General features: G+C 53.4%; 25 protein-coding genes. 23 read left to right on the forward strand and 2 right to left on the reverse strand.

What is annotated here, in order from left to right; genetic code table 11:
- Positions 1-40 precede the first annotated feature (40 nt).
- The 21 genes from ETC05_RS06145 to ETC05_RS06245 all read left to right on the forward strand — a co-directional run bounded on the left by ETC05_RS06145 (position 41) and on the right by ETC05_RS06245 (position 21236).
- Positions 41-247: a hypothetical protein gene (locus tag ETC05_RS06145; RefSeq protein ID WP_156961396.1), complete on the forward strand. Its 207-nt coding sequence runs from the start codon at positions 41-43 to the stop codon at positions 245-247.
- A 92-nt stretch (positions 248-339) separates the two neighbouring features.
- The gene (ilvD, locus tag ETC05_RS06150; RefSeq protein ID WP_171660600.1) at positions 340-2019 is read left to right on the forward strand and encodes a dihydroxy-acid dehydratase; all 1680 of its coding nucleotides are present in this window, start codon (positions 340-342) and stop codon (positions 2017-2019) included.
- 488 nt (positions 2020-2507) lie between these two features.
- The gene (gene paaK, locus ETC05_RS06155) at positions 2508-3839 is read left to right on the forward strand and encodes a phenylacetate--CoA ligase PaaK (RefSeq protein ID WP_171660601.1); all 1332 of its coding nucleotides are present in this window, start codon (positions 2508-2510) and stop codon (positions 3837-3839) included.
- A gap of 94 nt (positions 3840-3933) precedes the next feature.
- Positions 3934-4902 carry a 1,2-phenylacetyl-CoA epoxidase subunit PaaA gene (paaA, locus tag ETC05_RS06160; protein WP_171660602.1) on the forward strand — a complete coding sequence of 323 codons (969 nt, stop codon included), beginning with the start codon at positions 3934-3936 and terminating at the stop codon, positions 4900-4902.
- A 12-nt stretch (positions 4903-4914) separates the two neighbouring features.
- A complete protein-coding gene (gene paaB, locus ETC05_RS06165; protein ID WP_031408967.1) occupies positions 4915-5268 on the forward strand; it encodes a 1,2-phenylacetyl-CoA epoxidase subunit PaaB in 354 nt (117 codons plus the stop codon).
- Positions 5244-6071: a 1,2-phenylacetyl-CoA epoxidase subunit PaaC gene (gene paaC, locus ETC05_RS06170; protein WP_171660603.1), complete on the forward strand. Its 828-nt coding sequence runs from the start codon at positions 5244-5246 to the stop codon at positions 6069-6071. The genes paaB and paaC overlap by 25 nt, the downstream gene beginning before the upstream one ends.
- A gap of 156 nt (positions 6072-6227) precedes the next feature.
- Positions 6228-6704 (forward strand): 1,2-phenylacetyl-CoA epoxidase subunit PaaD, encoded by a 477-nt coding sequence (gene paaD / locus ETC05_RS06175; protein WP_031408971.1) that lies wholly within the window; start codon positions 6228-6230, stop codon positions 6702-6704.
- 24 nt (positions 6705-6728) lie between these two features.
- A complete protein-coding gene (locus tag ETC05_RS06180; protein ID WP_031408974.1) occupies positions 6729-7040 on the forward strand; it encodes an EthD family reductase in 312 nt (103 codons plus the stop codon).
- Positions 7033-7809: an enoyl-CoA hydratase/isomerase family protein gene (locus ETC05_RS06185; protein ID WP_171660604.1), complete on the forward strand. Its 777-nt coding sequence runs from the start codon at positions 7033-7035 to the stop codon at positions 7807-7809. Before ETC05_RS06180 ends, ETC05_RS06185 begins: the two co-directional genes overlap by 8 nt.
- Positions 7810-7821: 12 nt before the next feature.
- Positions 7822-8595: an enoyl-CoA hydratase-related protein gene (locus tag ETC05_RS06190; protein WP_031408979.1), complete on the forward strand. Its 774-nt coding sequence runs from the start codon at positions 7822-7824 to the stop codon at positions 8593-8595.
- Between the two features lie 17 nt (positions 8596-8612).
- Positions 8613-10130, forward strand: coding sequence for an aldehyde dehydrogenase family protein (locus ETC05_RS06195; protein ID WP_031408981.1), 1518 nt, complete (start codon positions 8613-8615; stop codon positions 10128-10130).
- A 303-nt stretch (positions 10131-10433) separates the two neighbouring features.
- Positions 10434-11297 (forward strand): 3-hydroxyacyl-CoA dehydrogenase, encoded by an 864-nt coding sequence (locus tag ETC05_RS06200; RefSeq protein WP_171660605.1) that lies wholly within the window; start codon positions 10434-10436, stop codon positions 11295-11297.
- 26 nt (positions 11298-11323) lie between these two features.
- Positions 11324-12535: an acetyl-CoA C-acyltransferase gene (locus ETC05_RS06205; protein ID WP_031408984.1), complete on the forward strand. Its 1212-nt coding sequence runs from the start codon at positions 11324-11326 to the stop codon at positions 12533-12535.
- Between the two features lie 259 nt (positions 12536-12794).
- A complete protein-coding gene (gene paaX, locus ETC05_RS06210; protein WP_031408986.1) occupies positions 12795-13652 on the forward strand; it encodes a phenylacetic acid degradation operon negative regulatory protein PaaX in 858 nt (285 codons plus the stop codon).
- Between the two features lie 293 nt (positions 13653-13945).
- Positions 13946-14896: an NAD(P)H-dependent flavin oxidoreductase gene (locus ETC05_RS06215; protein WP_031408988.1), complete on the forward strand. Its 951-nt coding sequence runs from the start codon at positions 13946-13948 to the stop codon at positions 14894-14896.
- A 186-nt stretch (positions 14897-15082) separates the two neighbouring features.
- Positions 15083-16225 carry a Leu/Phe/Val dehydrogenase gene (locus ETC05_RS06220; protein WP_171660606.1) on the forward strand — a complete coding sequence of 381 codons (1143 nt, stop codon included), beginning with the start codon at positions 15083-15085 and terminating at the stop codon, positions 16223-16225.
- Between the two features lie 118 nt (positions 16226-16343).
- Positions 16344-17357 (forward strand): ABC transporter substrate-binding protein, encoded by a 1014-nt coding sequence (locus ETC05_RS06225; RefSeq protein ID WP_031408991.1) that lies wholly within the window; start codon positions 16344-16346, stop codon positions 17355-17357.
- 14 nt (positions 17358-17371) lie between these two features.
- On the forward strand, positions 17372-18364 hold the full coding sequence (locus ETC05_RS06230; RefSeq protein ID WP_031408992.1) for an ABC transporter permease: 993 nt from the start codon (positions 17372-17374) through the stop codon (positions 18362-18364).
- Positions 18339-19133, forward strand: a complete 795-nt coding sequence (locus ETC05_RS06235) for an ABC transporter ATP-binding protein (protein WP_171660607.1) — start codon at positions 18339-18341, stop codon at positions 19131-19133. Before ETC05_RS06230 ends, ETC05_RS06235 begins: the two co-directional genes overlap by 26 nt.
- 40 nt (positions 19134-19173) lie before the next feature.
- Entirely contained in the window at positions 19174-20244 is a 1071-nt protein-coding gene (pdhA, locus tag ETC05_RS06240; RefSeq protein WP_031408996.1) for a pyruvate dehydrogenase (acetyl-transferring) E1 component subunit alpha, read from the forward strand.
- Positions 20241-21236: an alpha-ketoacid dehydrogenase subunit beta gene (locus ETC05_RS06245; protein ID WP_031408998.1), complete on the forward strand. Its 996-nt coding sequence runs from the start codon at positions 20241-20243 to the stop codon at positions 21234-21236. The genes pdhA and ETC05_RS06245 overlap by 4 nt, the downstream gene beginning before the upstream one ends.
- A gap of 169 nt (positions 21237-21405) precedes the next feature.
- Here ETC05_RS06245 and ETC05_RS06250 read toward each other — a convergent pair whose 3' ends face one another.
- Together ETC05_RS06250 and ETC05_RS06255 are read right to left on the reverse strand one after the other, a co-directional pair.
- A complete protein-coding gene (locus ETC05_RS06250) occupies positions 21406-21930 on the reverse strand; it encodes a gamma carbonic anhydrase family protein (RefSeq protein ID WP_031409000.1) in 525 nt (174 codons plus the stop codon).
- Positions 21931-22088: 158 nt separating this feature from the next.
- On the reverse strand, positions 22089-22706 hold the full coding sequence (locus tag ETC05_RS06255) for a hypothetical protein (RefSeq protein WP_171660608.1): 618 nt from the start codon (positions 22704-22706) through the stop codon (positions 22089-22091).
- 330 nt (positions 22707-23036) lie between these two features.
- Here ETC05_RS06255 and ETC05_RS06260 point away from each other — a divergent pair, with 330 nt between their 5' ends.
- Positions 23037-24527, forward strand: coding sequence for a peptide MFS transporter (locus tag ETC05_RS06260; RefSeq protein ID WP_031409005.1), 1491 nt, complete (start codon positions 23037-23039; stop codon positions 24525-24527).
- 185 nt (positions 24528-24712) lie between these two features.
- Entirely contained in the window at positions 24713-24973 is a 261-nt protein-coding gene (locus tag ETC05_RS06265; protein WP_031409007.1) for a DUF2642 domain-containing protein, read from the forward strand.
- The last annotated feature ends 320 nt before the right edge of the window (positions 24974-25293 follow it).

Genomic DNA, 25293 nt, shown 5'->3' on the forward strand with positions numbered 1-25293 from the left:
TGTCCTCCGCCGGGAAACCTGGTGACCGCCGTTCCGTTGGGTGGAAGCATGGAGAAAAAGCGCAAACCGCCTTTATTTCCCAGCGAACGCCGGCGATGGTACGAACAGCATTTTCACCAGCTTTTCCGGTCTGTTTGGCGAGGCGATCGGGATACAGCCGCTTTCGCTGGCGCAAAGGAATGGCGAACGGCCGGAGCTTGGCTGGGAAGCGGCGCTGCCGCTGACTTGGACTGCGGGCAGCAAATGAAAACGTATTCAAAATAAAGATAATTGTCTTTCTATTAGAAAAAGTGGTACAATACTAGCAACCTAGCACTTTGTACGATGGAGGGACAACAGATGAAAAAACGGCGCAGCGACATGATCAAAAAAGGGTTTGACCGCGCTCCGCATCGGAGTTTGCTGCGGGCAGCTGGCGTGAAAGACGAAGATTTTGACAAACCGTTCATTGCCGTGGTCAACTCGTACATCGACATCATTCCGGGACACGTCCATTTGCAAGAGTTTGGAAAAATTGTCAAAGAAGCGATTCGCGAGGCGGGCGGCGTCCCGTTTGAAATGAATACGATCGGCGTTGATGACGGCATTGCGATGGGCCATATCGGGATGCGCTATTCGCTTCCGAGCCGGGAAATCATCGCGGATTCGATTGAAACGGTCATTTCCGCGCACTGGTTTGACGGTATGGTGTGCATTCCCAACTGTGACAAGATTACGCCGGGGATGATGATGGCAGCGATGCGGCTCAACATCCCGACGATTTTCGTCAGCGGCGGGCCGATGAAAGCCGGTGTCACGAAAGATGGGCGCAAAATCTCGCTTTCGTCCGTGTTTGAAGGCGTCGGCGCGTATTTGGGTGGAACGCTCGATGAAAAAGGGTTGGAAGAGCTCGAACGCTACGGCTGTCCGACGTGCGGGTCGTGTTCCGGCATGTTTACCGCCAACTCGATGAACTGTTTGGCTGAAGCGCTTGGGTTGGCTTTGCCGGGCAACGGCACGATTTTGGCGGTCGACCCGGCGCGTAAAGAGCTCGTCCGCCGCTCAGCGAAGCAGCTCATGTATTTGATTGAGCATGATATTAAGCCGCGCGACATCGTGACGGAAAAAGCGATTGACAACGCGTTCGCGCTCGATATGGCGCTCGGCGGCTCGACGAACACGGTGCTGCATACGCTGGCGATCGCCAATGAAGCTGGCATTGACTACTCGCTCGAGCGGATCAACGAAATCGCCGCCCGCGTGCCGCACTTGGCGAAGCTCGCACCGGCCTCCGATATTCATTACATTGAAGATTTGCACGAAGCCGGCGGCGTCTCGGCGGTGCTGAATGAATTGGCGAAAAAAGAAGGGACGCTGCATTTGGATACGCTGACCGTCACCGGCAAGACGCTCGGTGAAAACATCGCCGGCTGTGAAGTGAAAAACTATGACGTCATTCGGCCGATTGACAACCCGTATTCGGAAACGGGGGGCCTCGCCATTTTGTTCGGCAACTTGGCTCCGGACGGTGCCGTCATTAAAACGGGCGCGGTTCAAGGCGGCATTACGCGCCATGAAGGCCCGGCGATCGTCTTTGATTCGCAGGAAGAGGCGCTGGAAGGCATCGCCAGCGGCAAAATCCAACCGGGTCATGTCGTCGTCATCCGCTATGAAGGGCCAAAAGGCGGCCCAGGCATGCCGGAAATGCTTGCGCCAACATCGCAAATTGTCGGCATGGGGCTTGGCACCAAGGTGGCGCTTGTGACCGACGGCCGCTTCTCCGGCGCCTCGCGCGGCCTGTCGGTCGGGCATGTGTCTCCGGAAGCGGCGGAAGGCGGCCCAATCGCCTTCATCCAAGACGGCGACATCATTGAAATCGACACAGTGAAACGGACGATCAACGTCAAGCTGTCCGACGAAGAGCTTGAACGCCGAAAAGCGAGCTGGAAAGGCTTTGAGCCGAAAGTGAAAACCGGGTACCTCGCCCGCTACTCGAAACATGTCACCTCGGCGAGCACGGGCGGGATTATGAAAATTTAGTAGTTTGTCGTATGGATGAATCGAAATCCGTTCACGCAACGCTTCCGAGGATGATGAAAATTTAGTGGTTTGTCGGAAGGGGATCCAGCCGTTTACGGATCCCCCTTTTTTATTTTTTCTCGCGCCGATTGCCTCAACTGAAAAGCGTATTCGACTAAATATGAAGCATGGGGGCGTCGCGAACGTTTTTCTGCGCGGACTTCCGCCGCAAACGGCAAGTGTTCGGGAGAAAGCGGGGCGCCTGTTTCTGCTTGCCTTTGTCTGAAACGAAGAACCGAAAGCGACTGCTCCTTTCTCACTTGGATGCAGGCAAAAATGATATTGACATTTTATACTATTTAGACTATTTTAAGATTAGATATGATATTTTATATATGTTACGTTAATATAACGTTATATATTTCTTGTATTTTTGGAAGCGTTTTAAAAACTATTCAACTCACTTGATCATGTGGCTGAATAGTTACAAAAAAGAGGGGGCGGAAACGATGATTTTGCATGACATCGAGACGGCTGCACGCCGTGAGCTTGAGGCGCTCCAGCTCGAGCGGCTGCGGGTGACGGCGGAGCGGGTGTATGCGCGGGTGCCGTTTTATCGGCAACGGTTTGATGAATGCGGAGTGAAGCCGGAGGACATCCGGACGCTTGAGGATGTGCGCAAGCTCCCGTTTACGACAAAGCGGGATTTGCGGGATCATTATCCGTTTGGTTTGCTCGCGGTCGATCTTTCCCAATGCGTCCGTGTGCACGCTTCAAGCGGCACGAGCGGCAAACCGACGGTGGTCGCTTACACGAAGCAGGACATTGAGCACTGGGCCGATATTGTGGCGCGGGCGATTGTCATCGCGGGCGGAAAACCGGGGGATGTGATTCACAACGCCTATGGATACGGGCTGTTTACGGGCGGGCTCGGGCTGCATTATGGCAGCGAGCGGCTTGGCGCCGTGACGGTGCCGGTATCCGGGGGCAACACCGACCGGCAAGTGATGATCATTGAAGATTTTCAGCCGACTGTCATTTGCGCCACGCCGTCCTATGTATTGAACATTGCCGAACGGATGAAGGAGCTGGGCAAAGATCCGCGGCAAACATCGCTCAAATACGGCATCTTCGGTGCAGAACCGTGGTCCGAGGAAATGCGGCGCACGCTTGAAGAAACGTTTGATATGAAGGCATGCGACATTTACGGGCTGAGTGAAGTGATCGGCCCGGGGGTGGCGATGGAATGCCACGAAGCGCAAAACGGCCTCCATATCGCTGAGGACCATTTCCTTGTGGAAGTGATCGACCCGAAAACGCTCGAGCCGGTGGCGGAAGGGGAAGAAGGAGAGTTGGTTTTTACGAGCTTGACGAAAGAGGCGTTTCCGGTCATCCGCTACCGGACGGGCGACATCGCTTCCGTGACGAGAGAGCGGTGTGCTTGCGGGCGGACGACGGCGCGCATGTCGCGGGTCAAGGGGCGGGTTGATGATATGATCATCATCCGCGGCGTCAATGTGTTCCCGTCGGAAATTGAGCACCATCTGCTTCGTGTCTCGGAACTGGCTCCGCACTATCAGTTGCACCGTCTCCGCCACGGACATTTGGAAGCGCTTGAGCTACATGCGGAAGTGACCGACCGTTTTTACAGCGAGGTCGGGGGAGATTTGCAAAGCGAGCAGGCCGCGGCCCTTGCCCGGCGCATTCAGTCATTGTTGAAAACGCACTGTCTTATTTCGATTGACGTCCATCTCCATTCGCCGAAAACGCTCCCGCGGTCGGAAGGAAAAGCAGTGCGTATCGTTGACCGTCGCCATCTTGAAGCACCGCAATCCATTTGATCAAGAAAGAGAAAAAACGATTGCAAAATGTATAACATTAAAATATAATAACGTTAAACAAACGTTATATATATTAAATGAGAGGTGTATGGGGATGGCGTCTATCATGACGTTCACCCGCCTGTCAGATGAGGAGAAATACGAACGGTTTATGCAGCGCATCGAGGCGGGGGAAAAGATCGAAGCCGATGACTGGATGCCGGATGAATATCGAATGACGCTCATCAAGCTGATTGCGATGCATGCGGTGAGCGAAATTATGGGAGCGCTTCCGGAAAAAGAATGGGTGCCGAAAGCGCCGTCGCTGCGCCGGAAGCTTGGCATCATGGCGAAGGTGCAGGACGAGATGGGGCACGGCCAGCTGCTGCTGCGGGTGGCGGAAGATTTGCTGGCGCCGCTTGGGAAAACGCGGGAAGACATTATCGAAGATTTATTAAACGAACGGTTGAAGTTTCATAACGTGTTTCATATGCCGGCGCCGACATGGGCGGACGCCGGGCTGATCGGATGGCTTGTCGACGGGGCGGCGATTATGACGCAGACGAACATGCTGGATGCCTCATACGGACCGTACGCACGGGCGCTGAAGCGCATTTGCGCCGAGGAAGTGTTTCACGCCCAGCACGGCGAGTCGATCATTTTGGCGCTCGCCGAAGGGACGAAGGAGCAGAAGGAGATGCTGCAAGAGGCGCTCAACCGTTGGTGGGAGGCGTTGCTCATGTTTTTCGGCCCGCCGACGGCCGACACGACGGGAACCTCGAAGCAAGACATCACGATCAAATACCGCATCCGCACGAAAACGAATGAACAGCTGCGCCAAGACTTCTTTACGAAATATGTGCCGCGCATTTGGGCGCTTGGTCTGAAGATTCCGGATGAGACAATGCATTTTGACAAAGAGAAGGGCCAATGGATTTACCAGCAGCCGGACTGGGAGAAGTTTAAACAAATCATTCGCAATCATGGACCAAAATCGCAAGAGCGGCTGGAGCTGAGGCGGACGGCATACAAGCAAAACGCCTGGGTGCGCGAGGCGCTCAGTGCGGTGCGGACGGCCGGATGAGGAGGGATGGCCATGGCGGGGAAAGAACGAGGATTTTATCAAGTGTTTGAGGTGTTCAGCCGCAAAGCGCCGGATGCACCGATGCAGCATCAATTCAGTCTGCTTGCCCCCAATGAGGAGATCGCGCTCGTGATGGCGCAGGAAAACTTTATGCGCCGTGAGCCGGTCGCTGACCTTTGGGTCGTAAAGCGGGACTATATCCGGCGGATGAGTGAAGACGAAAAAGCAGCGCTCAAGCGGCTTGACAACAAAGATTACCGGCTGACGCGGGGATATGGGGATTTGAAAAAGCGGTGGCGCAAATATGAACAACAGGCGTTTGACGAAAAAGAAATTTTGTCATGGAAAGGCGAGATTCAACGATGAGTGAAAAGCATGTCGATGCGAACGGCCGGGATGCGTTGACGGAGCTGTTGTTCCAGCTGGCCGACGATGACTTTTTGCTTGCCTACCGCGGCTCGGAATGGCTCGGCCTGGCGCCGCATATTGAGGAGGACATCGCTTTTTCTTCCATCAGTCAGGACACGATGGGCCATGCGGCCATGTATTATCAGCTGCTTGAAGATCTTGGCTGTGGATCAGCCGACGAACTGGCGCACGCCCGCCCGGCTTCGGCCCGGCGCAATGCGGTTTTGCTCGAACGGGCGAACGGCCCGGGGCATTATTTGCGTGAGCCTCGCTATGATTGGGCGTTCACCGTTGTTCGCCACTATTTTTATACGCAGGCCAAGCGCGTCCGTCTCGAATCGCTGACCAAAAGCAGCTATGCCCCGCTCGCGGAAGTAGCGGCGAAAATTCAAGTGGAGCTGCACTACCATTTGCTTCATTGGCATACGTGGTTTGTCCAGCTGACGAATGCCCCTGGGGAAGCGCGGACGCGAATGACCAAAGCCATTCAAGACGTGGCCGCTGATTTTGCCGGTGTGTTGACGCTCGGAGCGAAAGGAACGGACATGGTGCGGTGGGGGCTGATTGATGAGGAAAAGGTGCTGACCGAAAACACCATTGCCGCGCTGGCGCCGGCGTTTGCCGAGGTGGGGCTTGAGTGGCCGATGCCGTTTGGCATGAAGCATGGCAACGGCCGCAACGGCGAACATACGCCCGATTTGGACGAAGCGCTGGCGACGTTGTCAGAAGTATACCGCGCCGTCCCGCATGCGATATGGTAATGCCGGCGCCGCTGTTTGCCAACATGCGGCGTTGGGCGTGACGCCTCTTTATGACGGACGAAGTGTTTGTTCAAGGAGCAAAACGGTGCACTATTGGCGGCACTAGGCAGCCCAAGCGGGAAAGCGGCAGCGGGTTGGAAAATGTGAGGGAGAGCCATGACAAATGAAGAGGTTTGGAAAGCGTTAGAAACGGTGAAAGACCCAGAGATTCATTCGATTAGCATTGTCGAGCTTGGGATGGTGGAACAGGTTGACGTTCGGGATGAAGCGGTCTCGGTCTGTCTGCTGCCGACGTTTCTCGGTTGTCCGGCGCTTGATATCATCCGCACGCGGGTGGAGGAAGCGGTGAAGCAAGCAGGGGCTTCGGCGGTGACGGTTGAGTTTCTCCGCCATCCGCCGTGGACGTCCGATCGGATCAGCGAAGCCGGACGGGAGCGGCTGAAGCAGTTTGGCATCGCTCCGCCGCCGCGGCAAATGCCGTCAGGGGCGTGGCAAGTCGAGTGTCCGTATTGCGGGGCGGAGCGGACCATCATGGAAAATTTGTTCGGCCCGACCGCCTGCCGCAGCATTTTCTACTGCAAACAATGCAAAAATCCGTTTGAGGCGATGAAGCCGGTATTGATTTCGGGATAAGAAAAGGGAAAGGAGACGTTCGTGATGTTTAAAATGATTGCCTTGTACAAACAGCCGAAAGATAAGGAACAGTTTGACGCCCATTATTATGGAACGCATGTGCCGCTGACGGAAAAAATTCCTGGCCTCCGAAAAATCGAGGTGACGAAAATTACGGGGACGCCGATGGGGACGGAAAGCGAGTACTATTTGTTGTGTGAAATGTATTACGACAGCCAAGAGGCGTTCCAAGAGGCGATGAAAACGAAAGAAGCGAAGGCATCGGCCAAAGATGTCATGTCATTTGCCGGCGATCTCGTCACCTTTATGGTCGGTGAGGAAGTGGAACATGAGTGAGTGGACGTTCCTTGCGGTGCGGCAAGAGGGAGCGGTTGGCGTCATTGAACTGGCCCGCCCTGATGTGTTGAATGCGCTCAGCCGTCAGATGGTGGCGGAAATCGTCGCTGCCGTCGAATCGTTCGACCGGGATGAAGCCGTGCGTGTCATTGTGCTCACCGGGCGCGGGCGGGCGTTCGCCGCTGGGGCCGATATTCAAGAGATGGCGGACGATGACCCCATTCGTCTTGAGTGGCTGAACCAGTTTGCCGATTGGGATCGCCTGTCTCTCGTGAAAACGCCGATGATTGCCGCTGTCAACGGCTTAGCGCTCGGCGGCGGCTTCGAGCTGGCGCTGTCATGCGATTTGATCATCGCTTCGGCCGCGGCGGAATTCGGTTTTCCAGAAGTCAATCTCGGCGTCATGCCAGGAGCGGGAGGCACGCAGCGGCTGACGAAGCTCATCGGGCCGAAGCGGGCGCTCGAGTGGCTTTGGACCGGGGCGCGCATGTCGGCGAAAGAAGCCGAGCAGCTAGGGATTGTCACCCGCGTCGTCAGCCCAGAGCTTTTAATGGAAGAAACGATGCGGTTGGCCGGGCGTCTTGCTGAACAGCCGCCTTTGGCTCTTCGGCTGATCAAAGAGGCGGTGCAAAAAGCGGTCGACTATCCGCTGTATGAAGGCATGCAATTTGAGCGGAAAAACTTTTACCTATTGTTCGCCTCGGAAGACCAAAAAGAAGGAATGGCGGCCTTCCTCGAAAAACGAAAGCCGCGCTTCCAAGGAAAATAAGGGGGGCGTCCGATGTACGAAACGATCCGTTATGAAGTGAAGGGGCAAGTCGCCTGGCTGACGCTCAACCGCCCGGATCAGCTCAATGCGTTTACGGAACAAATGAATGCGGAAGTGACAAAGGCACTGAAGCAAGCAGGAGCGGATCAAAACGTCCGCTGCGTGGTGATCACCGGCGCCGGCCGAGCGTTTTGCGCCGGCGAAGACTTGAGCGGCGTGACGGAAGAAATGGACCATGGCGACGTGTTGCGCACCCGATACGCGCCGATGATGAAAGCGCTTCATCATCTGGAAAAGCCGGTTGTCGCCGCGGTGAACGGAGCGGCGGCCGGCGCGGGCATGAGCTTGGCGCTGGCGTGTGATTTCCGGCTTCTCTCGGAAAAGGCGAGTTTCGCTCCCGCGTTTATTCACGTCGGTCTTGTGCCGGATGCGGGGCATCTGTACTATTTGCCGCGCCTCATCGGGCGGGCAAAGGCGCTTGAGCTTGCGGTGCTCGGGGAAAAAGTGGCTGCCGAGGAAGCCGTTGCTCTTGGGCTGGCCACCAAGGTGATTCCGCTCTCGTCTTGGGAAGAGGAAGTCAAGCAGTTTGCCGAGCGGCTGGCGGCCATGCCGACGAAGGCGATTGGACTGATCAAACGGCTGCTTCGCGAAAGCCAAGAAGCGACGTTTGACCGCTACCTCGAACGGGAAGCGGAATGCCAGCGCATCGCGGGATTGACATCCGACCACCGCGAAGGCGTTAAGGCATTTTTTGAGAAACGGAAACCGATTTTCCAAGGAAACTAAGCAAGGGGGAAAAAACGATGGCGACTGTCAAGCAAAAGAAAATGGAACCGATGCCGACGAAACGCGATTTCTATCATTTGATTATAAATGGGGAGCGGGTCGAAAGCGCCGCGGGCGAAACGTTGGTCGTCACCAATCCAGCCACGGGCGAACCGGTCGCTCGCGTCGCCAAAGGGACGCGCGAGGATGCCGAGCGTGCGGTGCAGGCGGCGCGGCAAGCGTTTGACCGCGGGAAATGGCGTCATTTTCCGGTGCAAAAACGGGCGCGCATCTTATACCAAATTGCGTCCATCATGCGCGAACGTTTCAATGAATTGGTGGAGTTGGAAATTTTGAATACCGGCAAAGCGTTGTCGGCGGCTCAAGGGCAAGTGATGCAGGCGATTGAAGACTTTGAATTTTTCGCTGGGGCGATCATTGGGCACCGCGGGGCGGTCAACCCGATGCCGGGGGCGTTTCACAACTATACAGAAAAGGAGCCTGTCGGCGTGTGCGCCCAAATTATTCCTTGGAACTATCCGCTCATGATGGCAGCTTGGAAAATTGCGCCGGCCATTGCCGCGGGATGCTCGGTTGTCGTCAAACCAGCGTCGCTGACGCCGCTCACCTGCCTTGTGCTGGCGGAAATTTGCCATGAGGCTGGCGTGCCGGAAGGGGTCGTCAATGTGGTGACAGGCGCCGGAGCGGAAGTGGGGGACTATTTGGTCGAACATCCGCTTGTCGACAAAGTGGCGTTTACCGGATCGACGCCGGTCGGGAAGGAAATTATGGAGAAAGCGGCGAAAACATTAAAACGGGTGACGCTCGAGCTGGGTGGCAAATCGCCGAGCCTTGTGTTTGCGGACGCTGATTTGGAAGCCGCTGTCGCCGGCTCATTGTTCGGCATTTTCTACAACAGCGGCCAATCGTGCGAGGCGCGCTCCCGCTTGTATGTGCATGAAAGCATCTATGACGCGTTTATGGAAGCGTTCGTGGCCAAAACGAAACAGCTGAAGCTCGGTGATCCGTTTGATGCCGGCACGCATGTGGGAGCGATCATCAGCCGCAGTCAGCTCGAAGTGATCGATGAGTATGTGCAATCCGCGGTCGCTGATGGAGCGACGATCGCCGCCGGCGGAAAAGAGGCGGTCGTGGCCGGCTTTGAAAACGGTTACTGGTATGAACCGACGATTTTGACGAACGTGAACCATCAAATGAAAGCGGTTCGCGAAGAAATTTTTGGACCGGTTGTCGTCGTGATGAAATTCCGCGATGAAGCCGAAGCCGTTGAATTGGCGAACGACAGCGACTATGGACTGGCCGCCGCGATTTGGACAAAAGATCATGGCCGCGCTGTTCGCGTAGCCAAACAGCTGCGTTCCGGCATTGTCATGGTCAACAGCCCATTCTCCGCTTTCCCAGGCACGCCGTTTGGCGGCTACAAACAGTCCGGATTTGGGCGCGAGCTGTCTGTCGAGGCGCTTGATTTGTACACAGAAACGAAAAGCGTGCTGTCGTATTATGGTCCGCGTCCGCTTAATCCGTTTGGCGTCTAAGGCTTTTCACCGTTTTGCGTTTGTCACGATACGAGAGCGTGTCGCGTCCTTGGAAGCAGCGTCCAGTTTGTCGCCCTTGAAGGCAAAGGCCGGTTAGGGCGAGCGATGGAGAGACACGTCCGCTCGATTGATGCGTTTCCATTTTTGGTGGCGGGCGGCCATGAGACAGATCTGTCCGGCTATCGAGCACCCCGTCGCTCGTGATGGGGTGCCCATTCATTTGACGGCGTCCGCTGCTTGGTGAAAGGCACACCGGCTTGAGGCATCCGCCATGATATGCGAGAGCAGGAGAGGGGGAAGACGATGATCGAACGCCTTGTTGTCGTCGGCAGCGGCGTGATGGGGAGAGGCATTGCCTATGTCGGCGCTGTCGGCGGATTCCAGACGATAGTAGTGGACATTCAGCAAGAACAGTTGAAGAGCGCCCAGAAAGAGATTGCTTCGCTGTTCGAACAAGCCGTTGCTCGCGGGAAATTGACCGACAGCGAGCGGCAAGAAGCCGAGGCGCGCCTGTCGTATTCACTTGATTTGGCGTCCGCTGTGCGTGATGCGGATTTGGTGATCGAGGCGGTGCCGGAAAAGCTTGAACTGAAAAAACAAGTGTTCGAGACGATGGACGCCCATGCGCCGGCGTCGTGCTATTTTGCGACGAATACGTCCACCATGAGTCCGACCGAAATCGGTTCGTTTACGAAGCGGCCGGAGCGGGTGATCGCCATGCACTTTTTCAATCCGGTCCATAAAATGAAGCTGGTGGAAATCATCCGTGGCCTTGAGACGAGCGACGAGACGGCGCGAGTGGCGAAAGAAGTGGCCAAGCGAATGGGGAAAGAGACTGTTGTCGTCAATGAATTTCCGGGATTCGTCACCAGCCGGATCAGCGCCCTTGTCGGCAATGAAGCGTTTTACATGCTGCAAGAAGGGGTCGGGACGCCGGAAGAGATCGACAAGGCGATCAAGCTCGGCCTCAATTTCCCGATGGGGCCGTTTGAGCTCGCAGATTTAGTTGGGCTTGATACGCGACTGAACAACTTAAAATATTTGCACGAAAAACTCGGAGAAAAATACCGCCCGGCGCCGCTTCTTGAGCAATACGTCAAAGCGGGGCGGCTCGGCCGCAAAACCGGCCGCGGCGTCTATGACTATACGAATCGGGAAAACAGCTGATCCGCTAGAAAAGGAAGGGAGAGAACATGGGCAGAGAAGTCGTGATTGTCGATGCCGTGCGCACACCGATCGGCCGCTATAAAGGGGCGTTGAAAGACGTGCGGCCGGACGATTTGGCCGCCGTCGTCATCCGGGCGCTCATGGAACGCAACCCGAACGTGCCGCTGGAGCAAATCGACGATGTCGTATTTGGAAACGCGAACCAGGCGGGGGAAGACAACCGCAACGTCGCCCGCATGGCGGCGCTGTTGGCCGGGCTGCCGATTGAGGCCGCGGGGGTGACGGTCAATCGGCTGTGCGGTTCGGGGCTTGATGCGGTCAATTATGCGGCGCGGGCGATTTTGGCCAATGAGGCGGACATCGTGATCGCGGGCGGCGTGGAAAGCATGACGCGCGCTCCGTTTGTGATGGCCAAACCGTCAAGCGATTTTCCGCGCGGCAATATGGAGATGTACGACACGACGATCGGCTGGCGCTTTATCAATCCGAAGATGCACGAAATGTACGGCACCGACAGCATGCCGCAAACGGCGGAAAATGTGGCGAAGCGATTCGGTATTACACGCGAGGCGCAAGATGAGTTTGCTTACGAAAGCCAAATGAAAGCGAAACAAGCGCTCGAAACGAACCGGTTTGCGGATGAACTCGTGCCGGTCGTTTATGACGATCGGAAAGGAAACCGGATCGTTGTCGACAAGGACGAGCACCCGCGCCCGGATACGACGTTGGAGAAGCTGGCCAAGCTGCCGCCGCTGTTTGAAAACGGCACCGTAACGGCTGGCAATTCCTCGGGCATTAATGACGGGGCGGCGGCGCTGCTAGTCATGAGCGCTGAGAAGGCGAAAGAGCTTGGCCTCAAGCCACTGGCCACTTATGTTGTTTCGGCGGTCGCCGGCGTTGAACCGGCGGTGATGGGGATTGGCCCGGTTGTGGCGACGCGCAAAGCGCTGCGGCGCTCCGGGTTGTCCATCGATGACATTGGGCTGATCGAGCTGAACGAGGCATTTGCCTCGCAAGCGCTGGCATGCATCCGGCAGCTTGAGCTTGATCGGACGAAAGTGAACGTCAACGGGGGGGCGATTGCGCTTGGCCATCCGCTTGGCGCGAGCGGCGCCCGCATTTTGACGACATTGATTTACGAAATGCGAAAACGCGGCGTCACCTATGGCTTGGCAACGATGTGCATCGGCGTCGGCCAAGGAATCGCGACGATTGTGAAAAACGCCGATGAACGGTGAGAGCGCCTTGCCTTGGTTCGGTAGAAAGGTTGGTTATGTTCAAACGACGGCCCGTCATACAGCCAGCTCAAATGATGCCTGCCTAAGTTAGATGAAGCTACCGAAGCTGTGGCCGCATGTTTTTATCTCATCGAGAGCCGCCTGCCTTTTTAGTGGTGCGGCTCTTTTTTATTCCTTTTGTTTTTTCGTCCGTCTTGCCAGCGTGATAAAAGTTTGTTACGATTATAGTTCGAAAACAAGATAAAGGGAGTTTCGTCAGATGAATACGCGCTCACTCATTTTTACGATTTACGGCGACTACATCCGCCATTACGGCGGTGAAATTTGGATCGGCAGCTTGATCCGCCTTCTTCGCGAGTTCGGCCATAACGACCAGGCGGTGCGGGCAGCGGTGTCGCGCATGAGCAAACAAGGCTGGATTCGCGCGGAAAAACGCGGCAATAAAAGCTACTATTCGCTCACGGAGCGCGGCGTCAAGCGGATGGAAGAAGCGGCGCGGCGCATTTACAAAACGCGTCCCGAGCATTGGGACGGGAAATGGCGCATTCTCATCTATACGATTCCTGAGGATAAGCGGCATTTGCGCGATGAACTGCGAAAGGAGCTTGTTTGGAGCGGTTTCGGCACGATTTCCAACAGCTGTTGGATTTCACCGAATAATTTAGAGCAACAAGTGTACGACTTGATCGACAAGTATGACATCCGCCCGTATGTCGACTTCTTTCTTGCCGAATACGATGGACCGCATACGAATAAGCAACTTGTGGAAAAGTGCTGGAACTTAGAAGAGATCAACCAAAAATACGAGCAGTTTATTGCGGTCTACAGTCAAAAATATGTCATTGACAAACATAAAATCGAGCGCGGCGAAATGTCGGACGCGGAATGTTTTGTCGAGCGGACGAAGCTCGTCCATGAATACCGAAAGTTTTTGTTCATCGACCCCAGCTTGCCGGAAGAGCTGTTGCCGAATGAGTGGATGGGAAGCCATGCGGCCGCCTTGTTCAACGATTATTACCAACAACTCGCGGCACCAGCCAGCCGTTTCTTTGAAGCGGTGTTTCAGGAAGGGGCAGAGCTTGACAAAAAAGAAGAGGAAGAGATATCTGTGGAATGAACCGGGATGCACGGCGCAACGCTGTGCATCCCGGTTGCCGTTTATGGAACGTTTGGTATGGGACTGTGGCAGAGGAAAGTTGCCGCCGAATGAACATCGTCGGTTTGCCCGTGCACCGATCGTTGCAGGTTTTTCATTGCGGGCGTCGTATTGAATGATGACGAAATGACAAAATGCCCAGTTATATTGGGAAGGAAACATGAAATTGATGTTACACTCAAATCGTTCTCATCTTCGAAAAAATGTGGTATTATGTATAACATATAACGTATTTTTTACGGAGTGTGAACATAATGAATGATGTTTGCCGTTTGCTTGACCTTCATTATCCGATCATTCAAGGCGGGATGGGCAACATCAGCAACGCGGAACTGGCGAGCGCCGTATCGGAAGCCGGGGGGCTTGGAACGATCGGAGCCGGAACGATGCCGCCCGATGAGGTGGAGGCGCTGATTATCGAAACGAAGCGGCGCACCAACCGTCCGTTTGCCGTGAACATCCCATTGCAGGTGACGCCGCACGCCGCGGAGATCGCCGAGCTTGTCATCAAACATCAAGTGCCGGTCGTTTCGCTTTCCGCCGGTAATCCGGCGCCATGGATTCCACGTTTTGCCGAAGATGGCATCAAGGTGATCGTCGTCGTCGCGTCGGTCAGCCAGGCGAAAAAAGCCGAGGCGGCTGGGGCGGATCTCATCGTGGCCGAAGGATATGAAGCGGCAGGGATTAACTCGCCGCTCGAGCTGACGACGATGACGCTCATCCCGCAAGTGGCTCGCGCCGTCCGCGTTCCGGTCATTGCCGCCGGCGGCATCGGCGATGGGCGTGGGCTGCTTGCCGCGCTGGCTCTCGGCGCCCAAGGGGTGCAGCTCGGCACAAGGCTTGTGGCCACGAAGGAAGCGCCGTTTCATGAAGCGTATAAACAGCGGCTTGTCGAGGCAAAGGAAAATGAAACGGTTATTGTCGGCCGCTCGGTCGGGCGCATCCGCCGTGTTATGCGCACGCCATATGCGGAGAAGCTGCTGGAGTATGAGCAGCAGGGCATGCCGCTCGAGCAGTTTCAAGAATATACATCGGAGGAGCGCCATCGCCGCGGCGCGCTTTCTGGTGATTTTCAGGAAGGATTTATCAACGCGGGGCAAATCGCTGGCCTCATCGATGACGTGCCAACGGTGGCCGAGCTGTTTGAACAAATGATGACGGAAGCCAAAACGCAGTGGCAATCATTATCCACGCTATTTCGCTGATCGAACGAAGACGCCTGTCAAACGGCGTCTTTTTTTGGCGATGAAAAATTGGTTGACAGAGGATTGACACTAACAATGAACATCGTTACTATAAAAATAGTATTACGTTATTTTAACGTGATAATATTTTTTGTTATATTAACTTGAAAACGCTTTCAAGCGGTAAAGCAAAGGAGAGGGGAAGCGATGAATGTCATGCTATCCGCAAATGTGCCACAAACTTTGGATTTGTTTTTTCAAATGCGTGAACATGAACAGGTGGTGTTTTGCCTCGACGAAGCGACCGGCCTAAGGGCGATCATTGCCATTCATAGCACGGCTCTTGGGCCGGCGCTCGGCGGCTGCCGGATGCATCCGTATGCCACGACGGAAGAGGCGCTCGCCGATGCGCTTCGGCTGTCGAAAGGGATGACGTATAAATGCTTGGCTGCCGATGTCGATTTTGGCGGCGGCAAGGCGGTGATCATCGGCGACCCGCGCAAAGACAAATCGCCGGAATTGTTTCGCGCTTTCGGCCAGTTCGTTGAGTCATTAGGCGGCCGGTTTTACACGGGCACGGATATGGGGACGACGCCGGACGATTTCGTGCACGCGCTGAAAGAGACGAATTGTATTGTCGGCGTTCCGGAAGCGTATGGCGGAAGCGGAGACTCATCGGTGCCGACCGCCGAGGGCGTTGTTTACGGCATTCAGGCGACGAACAATGTGGTGTTCGGCAGCAAGCACTTGCATGGCAAAACGTATGCAGTGCAAGGACTCGGAAAAGTCGGAAAGAAAGTGGCGCTTCGTTTGCTTGAAGAAGGGGCGGATCTGTATGTGTGCGATTTGAACGAAGCGGCAGTGGAAGAGGTCGTAGCGTACGGCAAGCACATCGGGGCGTCCGTCAAACCGGTAAACGGAACGGATATTTATCGCGTCGAAGCCGATGTGTTCGTCCCGTGCGCATTTGGCGGTGTCATCAACGATGAAACGATCGCCGAGCTGCGAGTGAAAGCGGTCGTTGGCTCGGCAAACAATCAGCTGGCTGACAAACGCCACGCCCGCATGTTGAAAGAAAAAGGCATCGTGTATGCTCCCGATTATATCGTCAACGCCGGCGGGCTCATTCAAGTGGCCGATGAACTGTATGGAGCGAACAAAGAGCGGGTGCTGGCGAAAACGAAGGCGATTTACGATACGCTGCTCGCCATTTATGCGCGGGCCGAATCGGAAGGAATGACAACGATCGAGGCAGCCGACCAATTTTGTGAAGAGCGGCTCGAAAAACGCAAACGCCGCAATCATTTCTTTACACACCAAAAGCGGCCGAAGTGGGAGATTCGACGTTAATGCGAAGCCTATCCATATGAAAATATTTATCTGAAAATACACAATATAACACCTTATTTTTGTATTCAGATAAAAACTTTTGAAAAGCAGCGATCAAAGGAGCGAGGAGGAATCATTCATGAAACAAGCGATCAAACGCTTCGCGATACCGATCGTTTTCGGAGTTTTGGCGCTCTCAGGGTGTGGGGGAGAAGAGAAGGCTGCGACGAACGGTGCGAAAGAAAATGGAAAGCAGAAAACGTTTACGATTGGCGTCACCCAAATCATTCAACATCCGTCGTTGGACGCCGCCTTCAATGGATTTAAAAAGGCGCTTGAAGACGGGGGATTTAAAGAGGGAAAAAATGTTCGGTACCATATTCAAAATGCCCAAGGCGACATGAACAACAGCCAAACGATCGCGAATAACTTTGTATCGGACGGAGTTGACCTCATTTTTGCCAACTCGACTCCGAGCGCGCAAAGTGCGCTCAATGCCACGAAAGACATTCCAATTGTGTTTACATCTGTGACGGATCCGGTCGGTGCCGGTTTAGTTCCATCAATGGACAAGGCAGGGGAAAACATCACGGGAACAACGGACAGCCATCCCGATGCGATTCGCAAAACGATTCAATTCATCGATGAGCAAACGGATGCGAAAACCGTTGGGCTTATTTATAACGCGGGCGAACAAAACTCAGTGGCGCAAATTGAAAAAGTGAAGGAAGCGGCGAAACATACGGATTTGAAGTTGGTGGAAGCCTCCGTTTCGACCACAGCCGAGGTGAAACAGGCGGCAGAGTCGTTAGTTGGCAAGGCAGATGTGTTTTACATCGTGACGGACAACACCGTTGTATCTGCCATTGAATCGGTTGTCAGCGTTGCCAACGAGAAAAAAATCCCTGTTTTTACGGGAGAGCTCGATTCATTAAAACGAGGCTGCTTTGCGGCGTATGGGTTTGATTACTACGATATCGGCTATCAAGCGGGGCAAATGGCAGTCGCCATTTTAAAAGGAGAAGCCAAACCATCAGAGATCAAACCAGAATATCCGAAAAAATTAAAATTGGTGATCAATAAACAAGCAGCGGAAAAACAAGGAATCAAACTGAAGCCTGAATGGGATCAAATGGCAGAATACATCGAATGAAAGGATGAACGATTTTGTTGACGGCAATGACAGGAGCGGTGGAATCAGGACTGATTTATGCCATCATGGCATTAGGCGTCTATTTATCGTTTCGTATTTTAGATTTTCCGGATTTAACGGTGGACGGCAGCTTTGTGACCGGGGCTGCGGTGGCGGCGACGTTGATCGTCAATGGGGCCAATCCATTTATGGCGACGTGTCTGGCGCTTTTCGTTGGATTCGCTGCAGGGTGTATGACCGGGCTTCTTCATACGGCGGGGAAGGTCAATCCGCTTTTGTCGGGCATTTTAATGATGATCGCGCTGTACTCGATCAATCTTCGTATCATGGGACGTTCGAATGTACCTCTTTTAAATCAAAAGACCGTCTTTACAACCATTCAAGAATGGGGGACAACGTTCGGACTTGACTCGGCCGCAGCGAAAACATGGGGAATTCTCCTGTCGATGACGTTGCTTGCTCTTTTGTTTAAATGGTTCACAGACTGGTTTTTGCAGACGGAAATGGGGCTTGCGATTCGGGCGACGGGCGATAATCCGCGCATGATTCGCAGTCTGTCGGCGAACACCAACTTGCTCATTGTCTTCGGGTTGGGCCTTTCCAATGCCATGGTCGCGTTCTCGGGGGCGCTGGTTGCCCAGTACGGCGCGTTTGCCGATGTCGGGATGGGAATTGGCATGATCATTATCGGTCTGGCTTCTGTGATTATCGGCGAAGCGGTATTTGGAACGAAAACGATCGCGCGAGCCACGCTGGCCGTGATCGGTGGAGCGATCATGTACCGCATTGTCGTGAGTCTCGCTTTGCGCGTCCAATTTCTCGAGACAGGGGATGTGAAGCTCATTACGGCATGCATTGTCATTTTGGCGCTCGTTGTTCCGCAAATGGCTCGTCAACAAAAAGAGAAAAAACGCAAAGAAGAAAAAAGACGGAATCGGGCGCAGGTGACGGCCGTGGCCGCAACAGGAAAGGGTGAGGCGGATGTTGCAGTTAAAAGGGATTTATAAAGTGTTTCACGAGGGAACGCCTGATGAAAAGATCGCGCTCCAAAACATTCATTTAACGCTTCGAAAAGGCGATTTTGTCACTGTGATCGGCAGCAACGGAGCAGGCAAATCGACCTTGATGAATGTGATTTCAGGAGTGTTGTTTCCTGATGAAGGAACGATTTGGATTGACGGTCAAGATGTCACCATGATGCCGGAATACGTCCGCTCCCACTATATCGGGAGAGTGTTTCAAGATCCGATGGCCGGAACAGCGCCAAACATGACGATTGAGGAGAATTTGGCGATGGCGTATACACGCAATCAAAAGCGCACGCTCCGCCGCGGAGTGACGAAAAAACGGCGCGATGAGTTTCGCGAGTTACTCTCCACCCTTCATCTCGGTTTAGAAAACCGTCTTCAGGCGAAAGTCGGCTTGCTCTCGGGCGGAGAGCGGCAGGCGTTGTCTTTGCTGATGGCGACGTTCACCGAACCTGCCATTTTGCTGCTCGATGAACATACAGCGGCCCTCGATCCGGCTAGGGCGGAGTTGATCACCAACTTAACAAAAGAGATTGTGGAGCGATATCGATTGACGACCTTGATGATCACCCATCATATGCAGCAAGCCATCGATTTAGGGAACCGTCTCATCATGATGGATAAAGGGCAGATCATTTTGGAAGTGGATGAGAATGAAAAGAAACGCTTAACGGTAGAAAAGTTGCTCGCGGAATTCCAACGCATTCGCGGGGAACAGCTCGTGAGCGATCGTGCGATATTGAGCTGATGGATCGGCCATTCGACATCATGGAGAGGAGGAATATGATATGGAACTCGATTTTCCGATGGTGCAAGTATTGAATGAAGAAGGAGCGATCGTGCAGCCTGAATATCGTGAACAAATCACGAAAGAATTGACGATGTCGATGTATCGCCATCTGATTCGCACGAGAATGGTTGACCGAAAATGTGTCAGCCTGCAGCGGCAAGGGCGCATTGGGACGTACGTGCCGTACGAAGGGCAAGAGGCGTGTCAAGTCGGAAGCGCGCTTGCCCTCAACGACGGCGATTGGATGTTTCCGACTTACCGCGATCATGGAGCGATGATGACGTTCGGCCGTTCCTTAACGCAAACGCTTTTATACTGGAAAGGTCGGACGGAAGGGTGTGTTCCACCTGAAGGGAAAAAAATCGTTCCGCCGAGCGTTCCCATTGCCACGCAACTCCCTCATGCAGCGGGGGCGGCGTGCGCTGAAAAATGGAAGGGGACGAAAAATGCGGTGATTGTGTACTTCGGTGATGGGGCGACATCGGAAGGAGACTTCCATGAGGGATTGAATTTCGCGAGCGTTTTCCACGCGCCTGTCGTCTTTTTCAACCAAAACAACCAATATGCGATTTCCGTTCCGATTACCCGTCAGATGAAGACAAAAACGATCGCGCAAAAAGCGTTGGCGTACGATATTCCCGGCCTTCGCATCGATGGAAATGACGTGTTTGCTGTGTATTTCAAAACAACTGAGGCGCTCGAGCGGGCGAGAAATGGAGGGGGGCCAACGTTAATCGAAGCGGTGACATGGCGTTATGGCGCCCATACGACGTCCGATGACCCGTCCAGATATCGCGATCAGGAGGAAAGCAAGAAACGGCGTGAAACAACCGATCCAATCAAGCGGGTCGAGCGCTTCATGCAGCGGGAAGGGTGGTGGGATGAAGAATGGGTGAATCAAGTGCAAGAGGAAGTGAACGCCGAAATCGAGCAGGCGGTTGTGGAAATGGAACGTTACCCAAAAGCGAATGTGTCGGACATGTTTGATTTTGTGTTCGCCCAACCGACATGGACGATTGCCGAGCAGAAAGAAGCGTATCTTCAGTGGAAACGGGGGATGGAAAGATGATCACCAAAGTAGGCGTCAAATCGCTCACCATCGTGCAAGCGGTCAATGATGCGCTTCGCACCATGCTCAAAGAGCGTGAAGATGTCATTCTGCTTGGGGAAGACATCGGGAAAAATGGCGGTGTGTTTCGCGCGACCGAAGGATTGCTGGAGGAATTTGGCGAGGAGAGGGTGGTGGACACGCCGCTAAGTGAAGCTGGATTTACGGGTGCGGCGATTGGAATGGCGCTGAATGGATTTCGTCCTGTCGTCGAAATTCAGTTTTTAGGTTTTATCTATCCAGCCTATGAACAAATCATGACCCATGCGGCGCGCATGCGTGCGCGGACAAGGGGGCATTTTACCGTGCCCTTGGTCATTCGCGCCCCGTACGGAGCGGGCGTGCGAGCCCCGGAAATTCATTCGGACAGCACGGAAGCGCTGTTTACCCATATGCCGGGAATCAAGGTCGTCTGTCCCGCGTCGCCATATGACGCCAAAGGGTTGCTCATCGCCGCGATTGAAGACCCGGACCCTGTCCTCTTCTTAGAACCGATGCGCAGCTATCGCGCGTTTCGCGAAGACGTTCCGGAAGGAAAATATACGATTGAAATCGGCAAAGGAAAAAAACGGCGGGAAGGGGACGACGTGACCGTCATTGCGTGGGGGGCCATGGTGCCCGTTGCGATGAAGGCGGCGGAAGAAGCGGAGAAAAAAGGGATTTATGCCGATGTCATCGACTTGCGTACGCTTTATCCGCTTGACAAGGACCTCATCGCCGAGTCGGTGCAAAAGACAGGGAGAACCGTGATCGTTCAGGAAGCGCATGCAACGGGTGGATTGGCTAATGACATTCTTGCTGTCATCAACGATACTTCGTTTTTCTATCAAAAAGCGCCGGTCGAACGGGTGACGGGATTTGACGTTCCGGTGCCGTTTTTCGCTTATGAAGACGATTATTTGCCAACGCCAGCGCGCGTTTTGCATGCCATTGAAAAAGTTATGAACTTCTGAAAATAGAAGCAAAACCGCGTGATGAGTGTGGAAGATGATTGTGCAAAACGCGGATGAATCATAAACGAAGAGCCATGCCCTCTGGCTGGCTCTTTTTCTTTTAACGATAAGGTGTACAGACAGATGGCTGTGAATATCGTTTTTTTGTGCAACCAGCTGTTTTATAGCGTTATTGCCGATGATTGGCCAGCTGTTCGCGATACTCTTTTCCTTTTTGAACGTATGTATCAATCGACAGCTGGATGAGCTCAAGGTCTTTGTCCGTCAGCTCACGCACTACTTTTCCGGGGGAGCCGATGACGAGCGAGCGGGGTGGAATCTTTTTGCCGGATGGAATCAATGTGTTGGCGCCGATGATGCATTCTTCGCCGATTTCGGCTCCATCCAAAATCGTCGATCCCATGCCGATGATCGAGCGCCGGCGGATCGTGCAGCCGTGAAGGATCACATTATGCCCGACCGTCACTTCATCTTCCACAACGAGCGGCGATCCTTCGTACAAATGGCATGTCGTATTGTCTTGAATGCTCGTCCGTGCGCCGATCGTAATCGGCCCTTCATCGCCGCGCAACACGGCGTTAAACCAAATCGTCGATTCCGGCCCGACGGTGACGTCTCCGATCAAATAGGCCCCCGGAGCGATGAATGCAGTTTCATGAACATTCGGACGTTTTCCGTTATACGGATATAGCATCCCCACATCCCCTTCCATTGGTGATCGGTATGACAATAAGTATAACACATTTCGTACGAGAACGGAAATGGCCGGAATGGAAAATGCCTTTTTCCGTGTTGGGAAGCATCGATCAATGTGCAACGCCAAGGGGAGCGAAAGCGGCAATGGGGCGGATATTAGCTTTTGACGGCAAGACGGAGATCAGCGATCGCCGCTTCATGTTCAAGCGTCCGGCGGCATAGCACATCGATGACTCGCTCTTGGCGCAGCAATAGTTGCATTTGTTGCTCTTGATTTTGCTCAAGCCGTTTCACGATCGCATCGATTTCCCGAATAGCTTGATGAACAGTGGCAAATCCCTTTGCCATGTCGGCTTTGATTTCATTCAACTCCGCTTTCGTCGCCATATTCGCTTTCATGTCCTCAAGTTCTTGCTTGGTGGCCATGTTGGCTTTGATGTGTTCAAGTTCTTCTTTGGTGGCCATGCGGATTTTGATGTCCTCGAGCTCCTGTTTGGTGGCCATGTTGGCTTTGATGTGTTCAAGTTCTTCTTTGGTGGCCATGCGGATTTTGATGTCCTCGAGCTCCTGCTTGGTGGCCATGTTGGCTTTGATGTGTTCGAGTTCTTCTTTGGTGGCCATGCGGATTTTGATGTCCTCGAGCTCCTGCTTGGTGGCCATATTGGCTTTGATGTCCTCAAGCTCCTGCTTGGTGGCCATATTGGCCTTCATCTCTGTCATTTCCCGCTGCATGATTTCCAGCTTGTCCAAAATCAGATGCCACGGCTCGCTCATGGGCAACATCCTTTCTTAATTGTCAATAAGATAAGGAAATTGCGGTGGATGCATAGATGCAGATGAGATGGAAAAGAAGAAATGGTGCTGTTGGGGAAACCACGATTCCCTGCCATTGATTATACATGATCCACGAAAAGCGGAAAAGGATTTTCCGGGAGCGAAGAAAACGGAAGGGAGAAATGTTTTCAGAACTTTTATTTAAATAATATTATTTTTCTTAATGTTATTGTTTTATTTGCTATTTAATAAATCATACAAAATTTTTTTGACAATATAAACATAATGAATTATTATATTAAAAGAATTTAAAGGAGGTAGGTAGTAGTTATGGCATCCATCGACAAACAACAAATCGCTGCCAGTGTTCCGCAGCGGGGCTTTTTCGGCCACCCGAAAGGGCTGTTTACGCTCTTTTTCACCGAGTTTTGGGAGCGCTTTTCGTACTACGGCATGCGCGCCATTTTAGTGTACTACATGTATTACGAAGTATCGAAAGGCGGGCTCGGTCTTGATGAACATCTAGCGCTCGCGATTATGTCGATTTATGGGGCGCTTGTGTACATGTCCGGAATCATTGGCGGCTGGCTTGCCGACCGGGTGTTCGGTACGTCGCGCGCGGTCTTTTACGGCGGCCTTCTCATTATGGCTGGTCATATCGCCCTGGCGATTCCGGGCGGGGTGGCGGCGCTGTTTGTTTCGATGGCGCTCATCGTCCTGGGAACGGGGTTGTTGAAACCGAACGTCTCAAGCATTGTCGGCGATATGTACAAGCCTGGCGATGACCGCCGCGACGCCGGATTTAGCATTTTTTACATGGGGATTAATCTGGGCGCCTTTTTGGCTCCGCTTATTGTTGGAACGGCCGGGATGAAGTACAACTTCCACCTTGGCTTCGGACTTGCGGCTGTCGGGATGTTTCTCGGGCTTGTCGTGTTTGTGACGACAAGAAAGAAAAACCTCGGTTTGGCGGGGACGTACGTGCCCAACCCGCTGACGCCGGAAGAAAAGAAAAAAGCGGCTTTGATCATGGCCACGGGAGCGGTCGTGATTGCCGTGCTGCTAGCAATCTTGATTCCAAACGGTTGGTTCACGGTGGAAACGTTTATTTCCCTTGTCGGCATCTTAGGAATCATCATCCCGATCATCTATTTTGTCGTGATGTATCGCAGCCCGAAAACGAAGGCGGAGGAGCGATCGCGTGTGATCGCTTACATTCCGTTGTTCGTCGCTTCAGCGATGTTTTGGGCGATTCAAGAACAAGGATCGACGATTTTGGCGAACTATGCGGACAAGCGGACGCAGTTGGATGTAGCAGGCATCCACTTGTCGCCTGCATGGTTCCAGTCGCTGAACCCGCTATTTATCATTATTTTGGCTCCGGTGTTCGCTTGGATGTGGGTGAAGCTCGGTAAACGGCAGCCGACGATCCCACAAAAATTCGCACTGGGTTTGTTGTTTGCCGGCCTGTCGTTCATCGTCATTCTCGTGCCGGGCTATTTGAGCGGCGGGGGGCTCGTCCATCCGATTTGGCTTGTGTTAAGCTATTTCATCGTCGTGCTCGGCGAGCTTTGCTTGTCGCCGGTCGGTCTGTCGGCTACGACGAAACTCGCCCCGGCGGCGTTTTCGGCGCAAACGATGAGCCTTTGGTTTTTGTCAAACGCTGCGGCGCAAGCGATCAACGCCCAGCTTGTCCGTTTTTACACGCCGGAAAATGAAACGGCCTATTTCGGCACGATTGGCGGGGCGGCGCTTGTACTAGGCTTGATTTTATTGGCCATCGCTCCAAAAATCGAGAAATTGATGAAGGGGATTCGTTAAAGAATGTGATCCTCCTAGCCTTGATTGGCTGGGAGGATTTTTTGATTTTTACCCCTACATTTTGTTTAGAGGCGGGAGACTTCTTGGCAAGTGGCGTGAAAAATCCGCTGTTGCATTGGTTAGCATGACCATACCTTTTTCTTCTGCCAACATTAACATAATTAGTGTAGAAAGGAGGGGAAACGATGGATTTTAAACATCAAGCCCGTCAGCTAATTGGACAGCGTGTAACTGTTGTGACGGTGCATGGAAAATTTCACGGGACATTATTGGGAGTCGGCGATGATTTTATTGTTATGCGGGTGAATATTGGAGGAAGACTACGGCGTATTCTGATCCGTTTGGCATTAATTATCGCGCTGCTTCGGTTAATAGGAACAGGAAGCGGATATGAACCTCATCGTTCGTCTGACGATGAGGAATGGGAACGATATTTAGAGGATTGAACTATTCTTTACGATCGGGATATGATCGTGCAAAGATAAGTCGAAGAAAAACTGGGGGGGCAATGACAACTGCCTTACGTTCACTCCTTCTTAGGAAGCGTCCACGCACGGTTAGTGCAGGAGTTCGGACAAGGAAGGGACAGATAGTTTAGATGGTGCCACACAAGTCGATCGTGTGGCTTTTTTATTGAATCAGTCCAATTTTTGCGCAATTGGGGTGTTGGAATTTGGGCTTATCTTTTCAAGAAAATCAACTATAATGAGCAGTAAGGAGGATTCGGATTCTCTAATCAAAAGTCCAAGAATTTGCACGACTGAAT

Source organism: Geobacillus sp. BMUD, from assembly GCF_013096845.1.
Taxonomy (GTDB): Bacteria; Bacillota; Bacilli; order Bacillales; family Anoxybacillaceae; genus Geobacillus; species Geobacillus vulcani.

Excerpts from the sequence above, each read along its gene's own strand:
- ilvD (WP_171660600.1), top strand. The coding sequence starts at position 340 with ATGAAAAAACGGCGCAGCGACATGATCAAAAAAGGGTTTGACCGCGCT.
- paaK (WP_171660601.1), top strand. The coding sequence starts at position 2,508 with ATGATTTTGCATGACATCGAGACGGCTGCACGCCGTGAGCTTGAGGCG.
- paaA (WP_171660602.1), top strand. The coding sequence starts at position 3,934 with ATGGCGTCTATCATGACGTTCACCCGCCTGTCAGATGAGGAGAAATAC.
- paaB (WP_031408967.1), top strand. The coding sequence starts at position 4,915 with ATGGCGGGGAAAGAACGAGGATTTTATCAAGTGTTTGAGGTGTTCAGC.
- paaC (WP_171660603.1), top strand. The coding sequence starts at position 5,244 with ATGGAAAGGCGAGATTCAACGATGAGTGAAAAGCATGTCGATGCGAAC.
- paaD (WP_031408971.1), top strand. The coding sequence starts at position 6,228 with ATGACAAATGAAGAGGTTTGGAAAGCGTTAGAAACGGTGAAAGACCCA.
- ETC05_RS06180 (WP_031408974.1), top strand. The coding sequence starts at position 6,729 with ATGTTTAAAATGATTGCCTTGTACAAACAGCCGAAAGATAAGGAACAG.
- ETC05_RS06185 (WP_171660604.1), top strand. The coding sequence starts at position 7,033 with ATGAGTGAGTGGACGTTCCTTGCGGTGCGGCAAGAGGGAGCGGTTGGC.
- ETC05_RS06190 (WP_031408979.1), top strand. The coding sequence starts at position 7,822 with ATGTACGAAACGATCCGTTATGAAGTGAAGGGGCAAGTCGCCTGGCTG.
- ETC05_RS06195 (WP_031408981.1), top strand. The coding sequence starts at position 8,613 with ATGGCGACTGTCAAGCAAAAGAAAATGGAACCGATGCCGACGAAACGC.
- ETC05_RS06200 (WP_171660605.1), top strand. The coding sequence starts at position 10,434 with ATGATCGAACGCCTTGTTGTCGTCGGCAGCGGCGTGATGGGGAGAGGC.
- ETC05_RS06205 (WP_031408984.1), top strand. The coding sequence starts at position 11,324 with ATGGGCAGAGAAGTCGTGATTGTCGATGCCGTGCGCACACCGATCGGC.
- paaX (WP_031408986.1), top strand. The coding sequence starts at position 12,795 with ATGAATACGCGCTCACTCATTTTTACGATTTACGGCGACTACATCCGC.
- ETC05_RS06215 (WP_031408988.1), top strand. The coding sequence starts at position 13,946 with ATGAATGATGTTTGCCGTTTGCTTGACCTTCATTATCCGATCATTCAA.
- ETC05_RS06220 (WP_171660606.1), top strand. The coding sequence starts at position 15,083 with ATGAATGTCATGCTATCCGCAAATGTGCCACAAACTTTGGATTTGTTT.
- ETC05_RS06225 (WP_031408991.1), top strand. The coding sequence starts at position 16,344 with ATGAAACAAGCGATCAAACGCTTCGCGATACCGATCGTTTTCGGAGTT.
- ETC05_RS06235 (WP_171660607.1), top strand. The coding sequence starts at position 18,339 with ATGTTGCAGTTAAAAGGGATTTATAAAGTGTTTCACGAGGGAACGCCT.
- pdhA (WP_031408996.1), top strand. The coding sequence starts at position 19,174 with ATGGAACTCGATTTTCCGATGGTGCAAGTATTGAATGAAGAAGGAGCG.
- ETC05_RS06245 (WP_031408998.1), top strand. The coding sequence starts at position 20,241 with ATGATCACCAAAGTAGGCGTCAAATCGCTCACCATCGTGCAAGCGGTC.
- ETC05_RS06250 (WP_031409000.1), bottom strand. The coding sequence starts at position 21,930 with ATGCTATATCCGTATAACGGAAAACGTCCGAATGTTCATGAAACTGCA.
- ETC05_RS06255 (WP_171660608.1), bottom strand. The coding sequence starts at position 22,706 with ATGAGCGAGCCGTGGCATCTGATTTTGGACAAGCTGGAAATCATGCAG.
- ETC05_RS06260 (WP_031409005.1), top strand. The coding sequence starts at position 23,037 with ATGGCATCCATCGACAAACAACAAATCGCTGCCAGTGTTCCGCAGCGG.
- ETC05_RS06265 (WP_031409007.1), top strand. The coding sequence starts at position 24,713 with ATGGATTTTAAACATCAAGCCCGTCAGCTAATTGGACAGCGTGTAACT.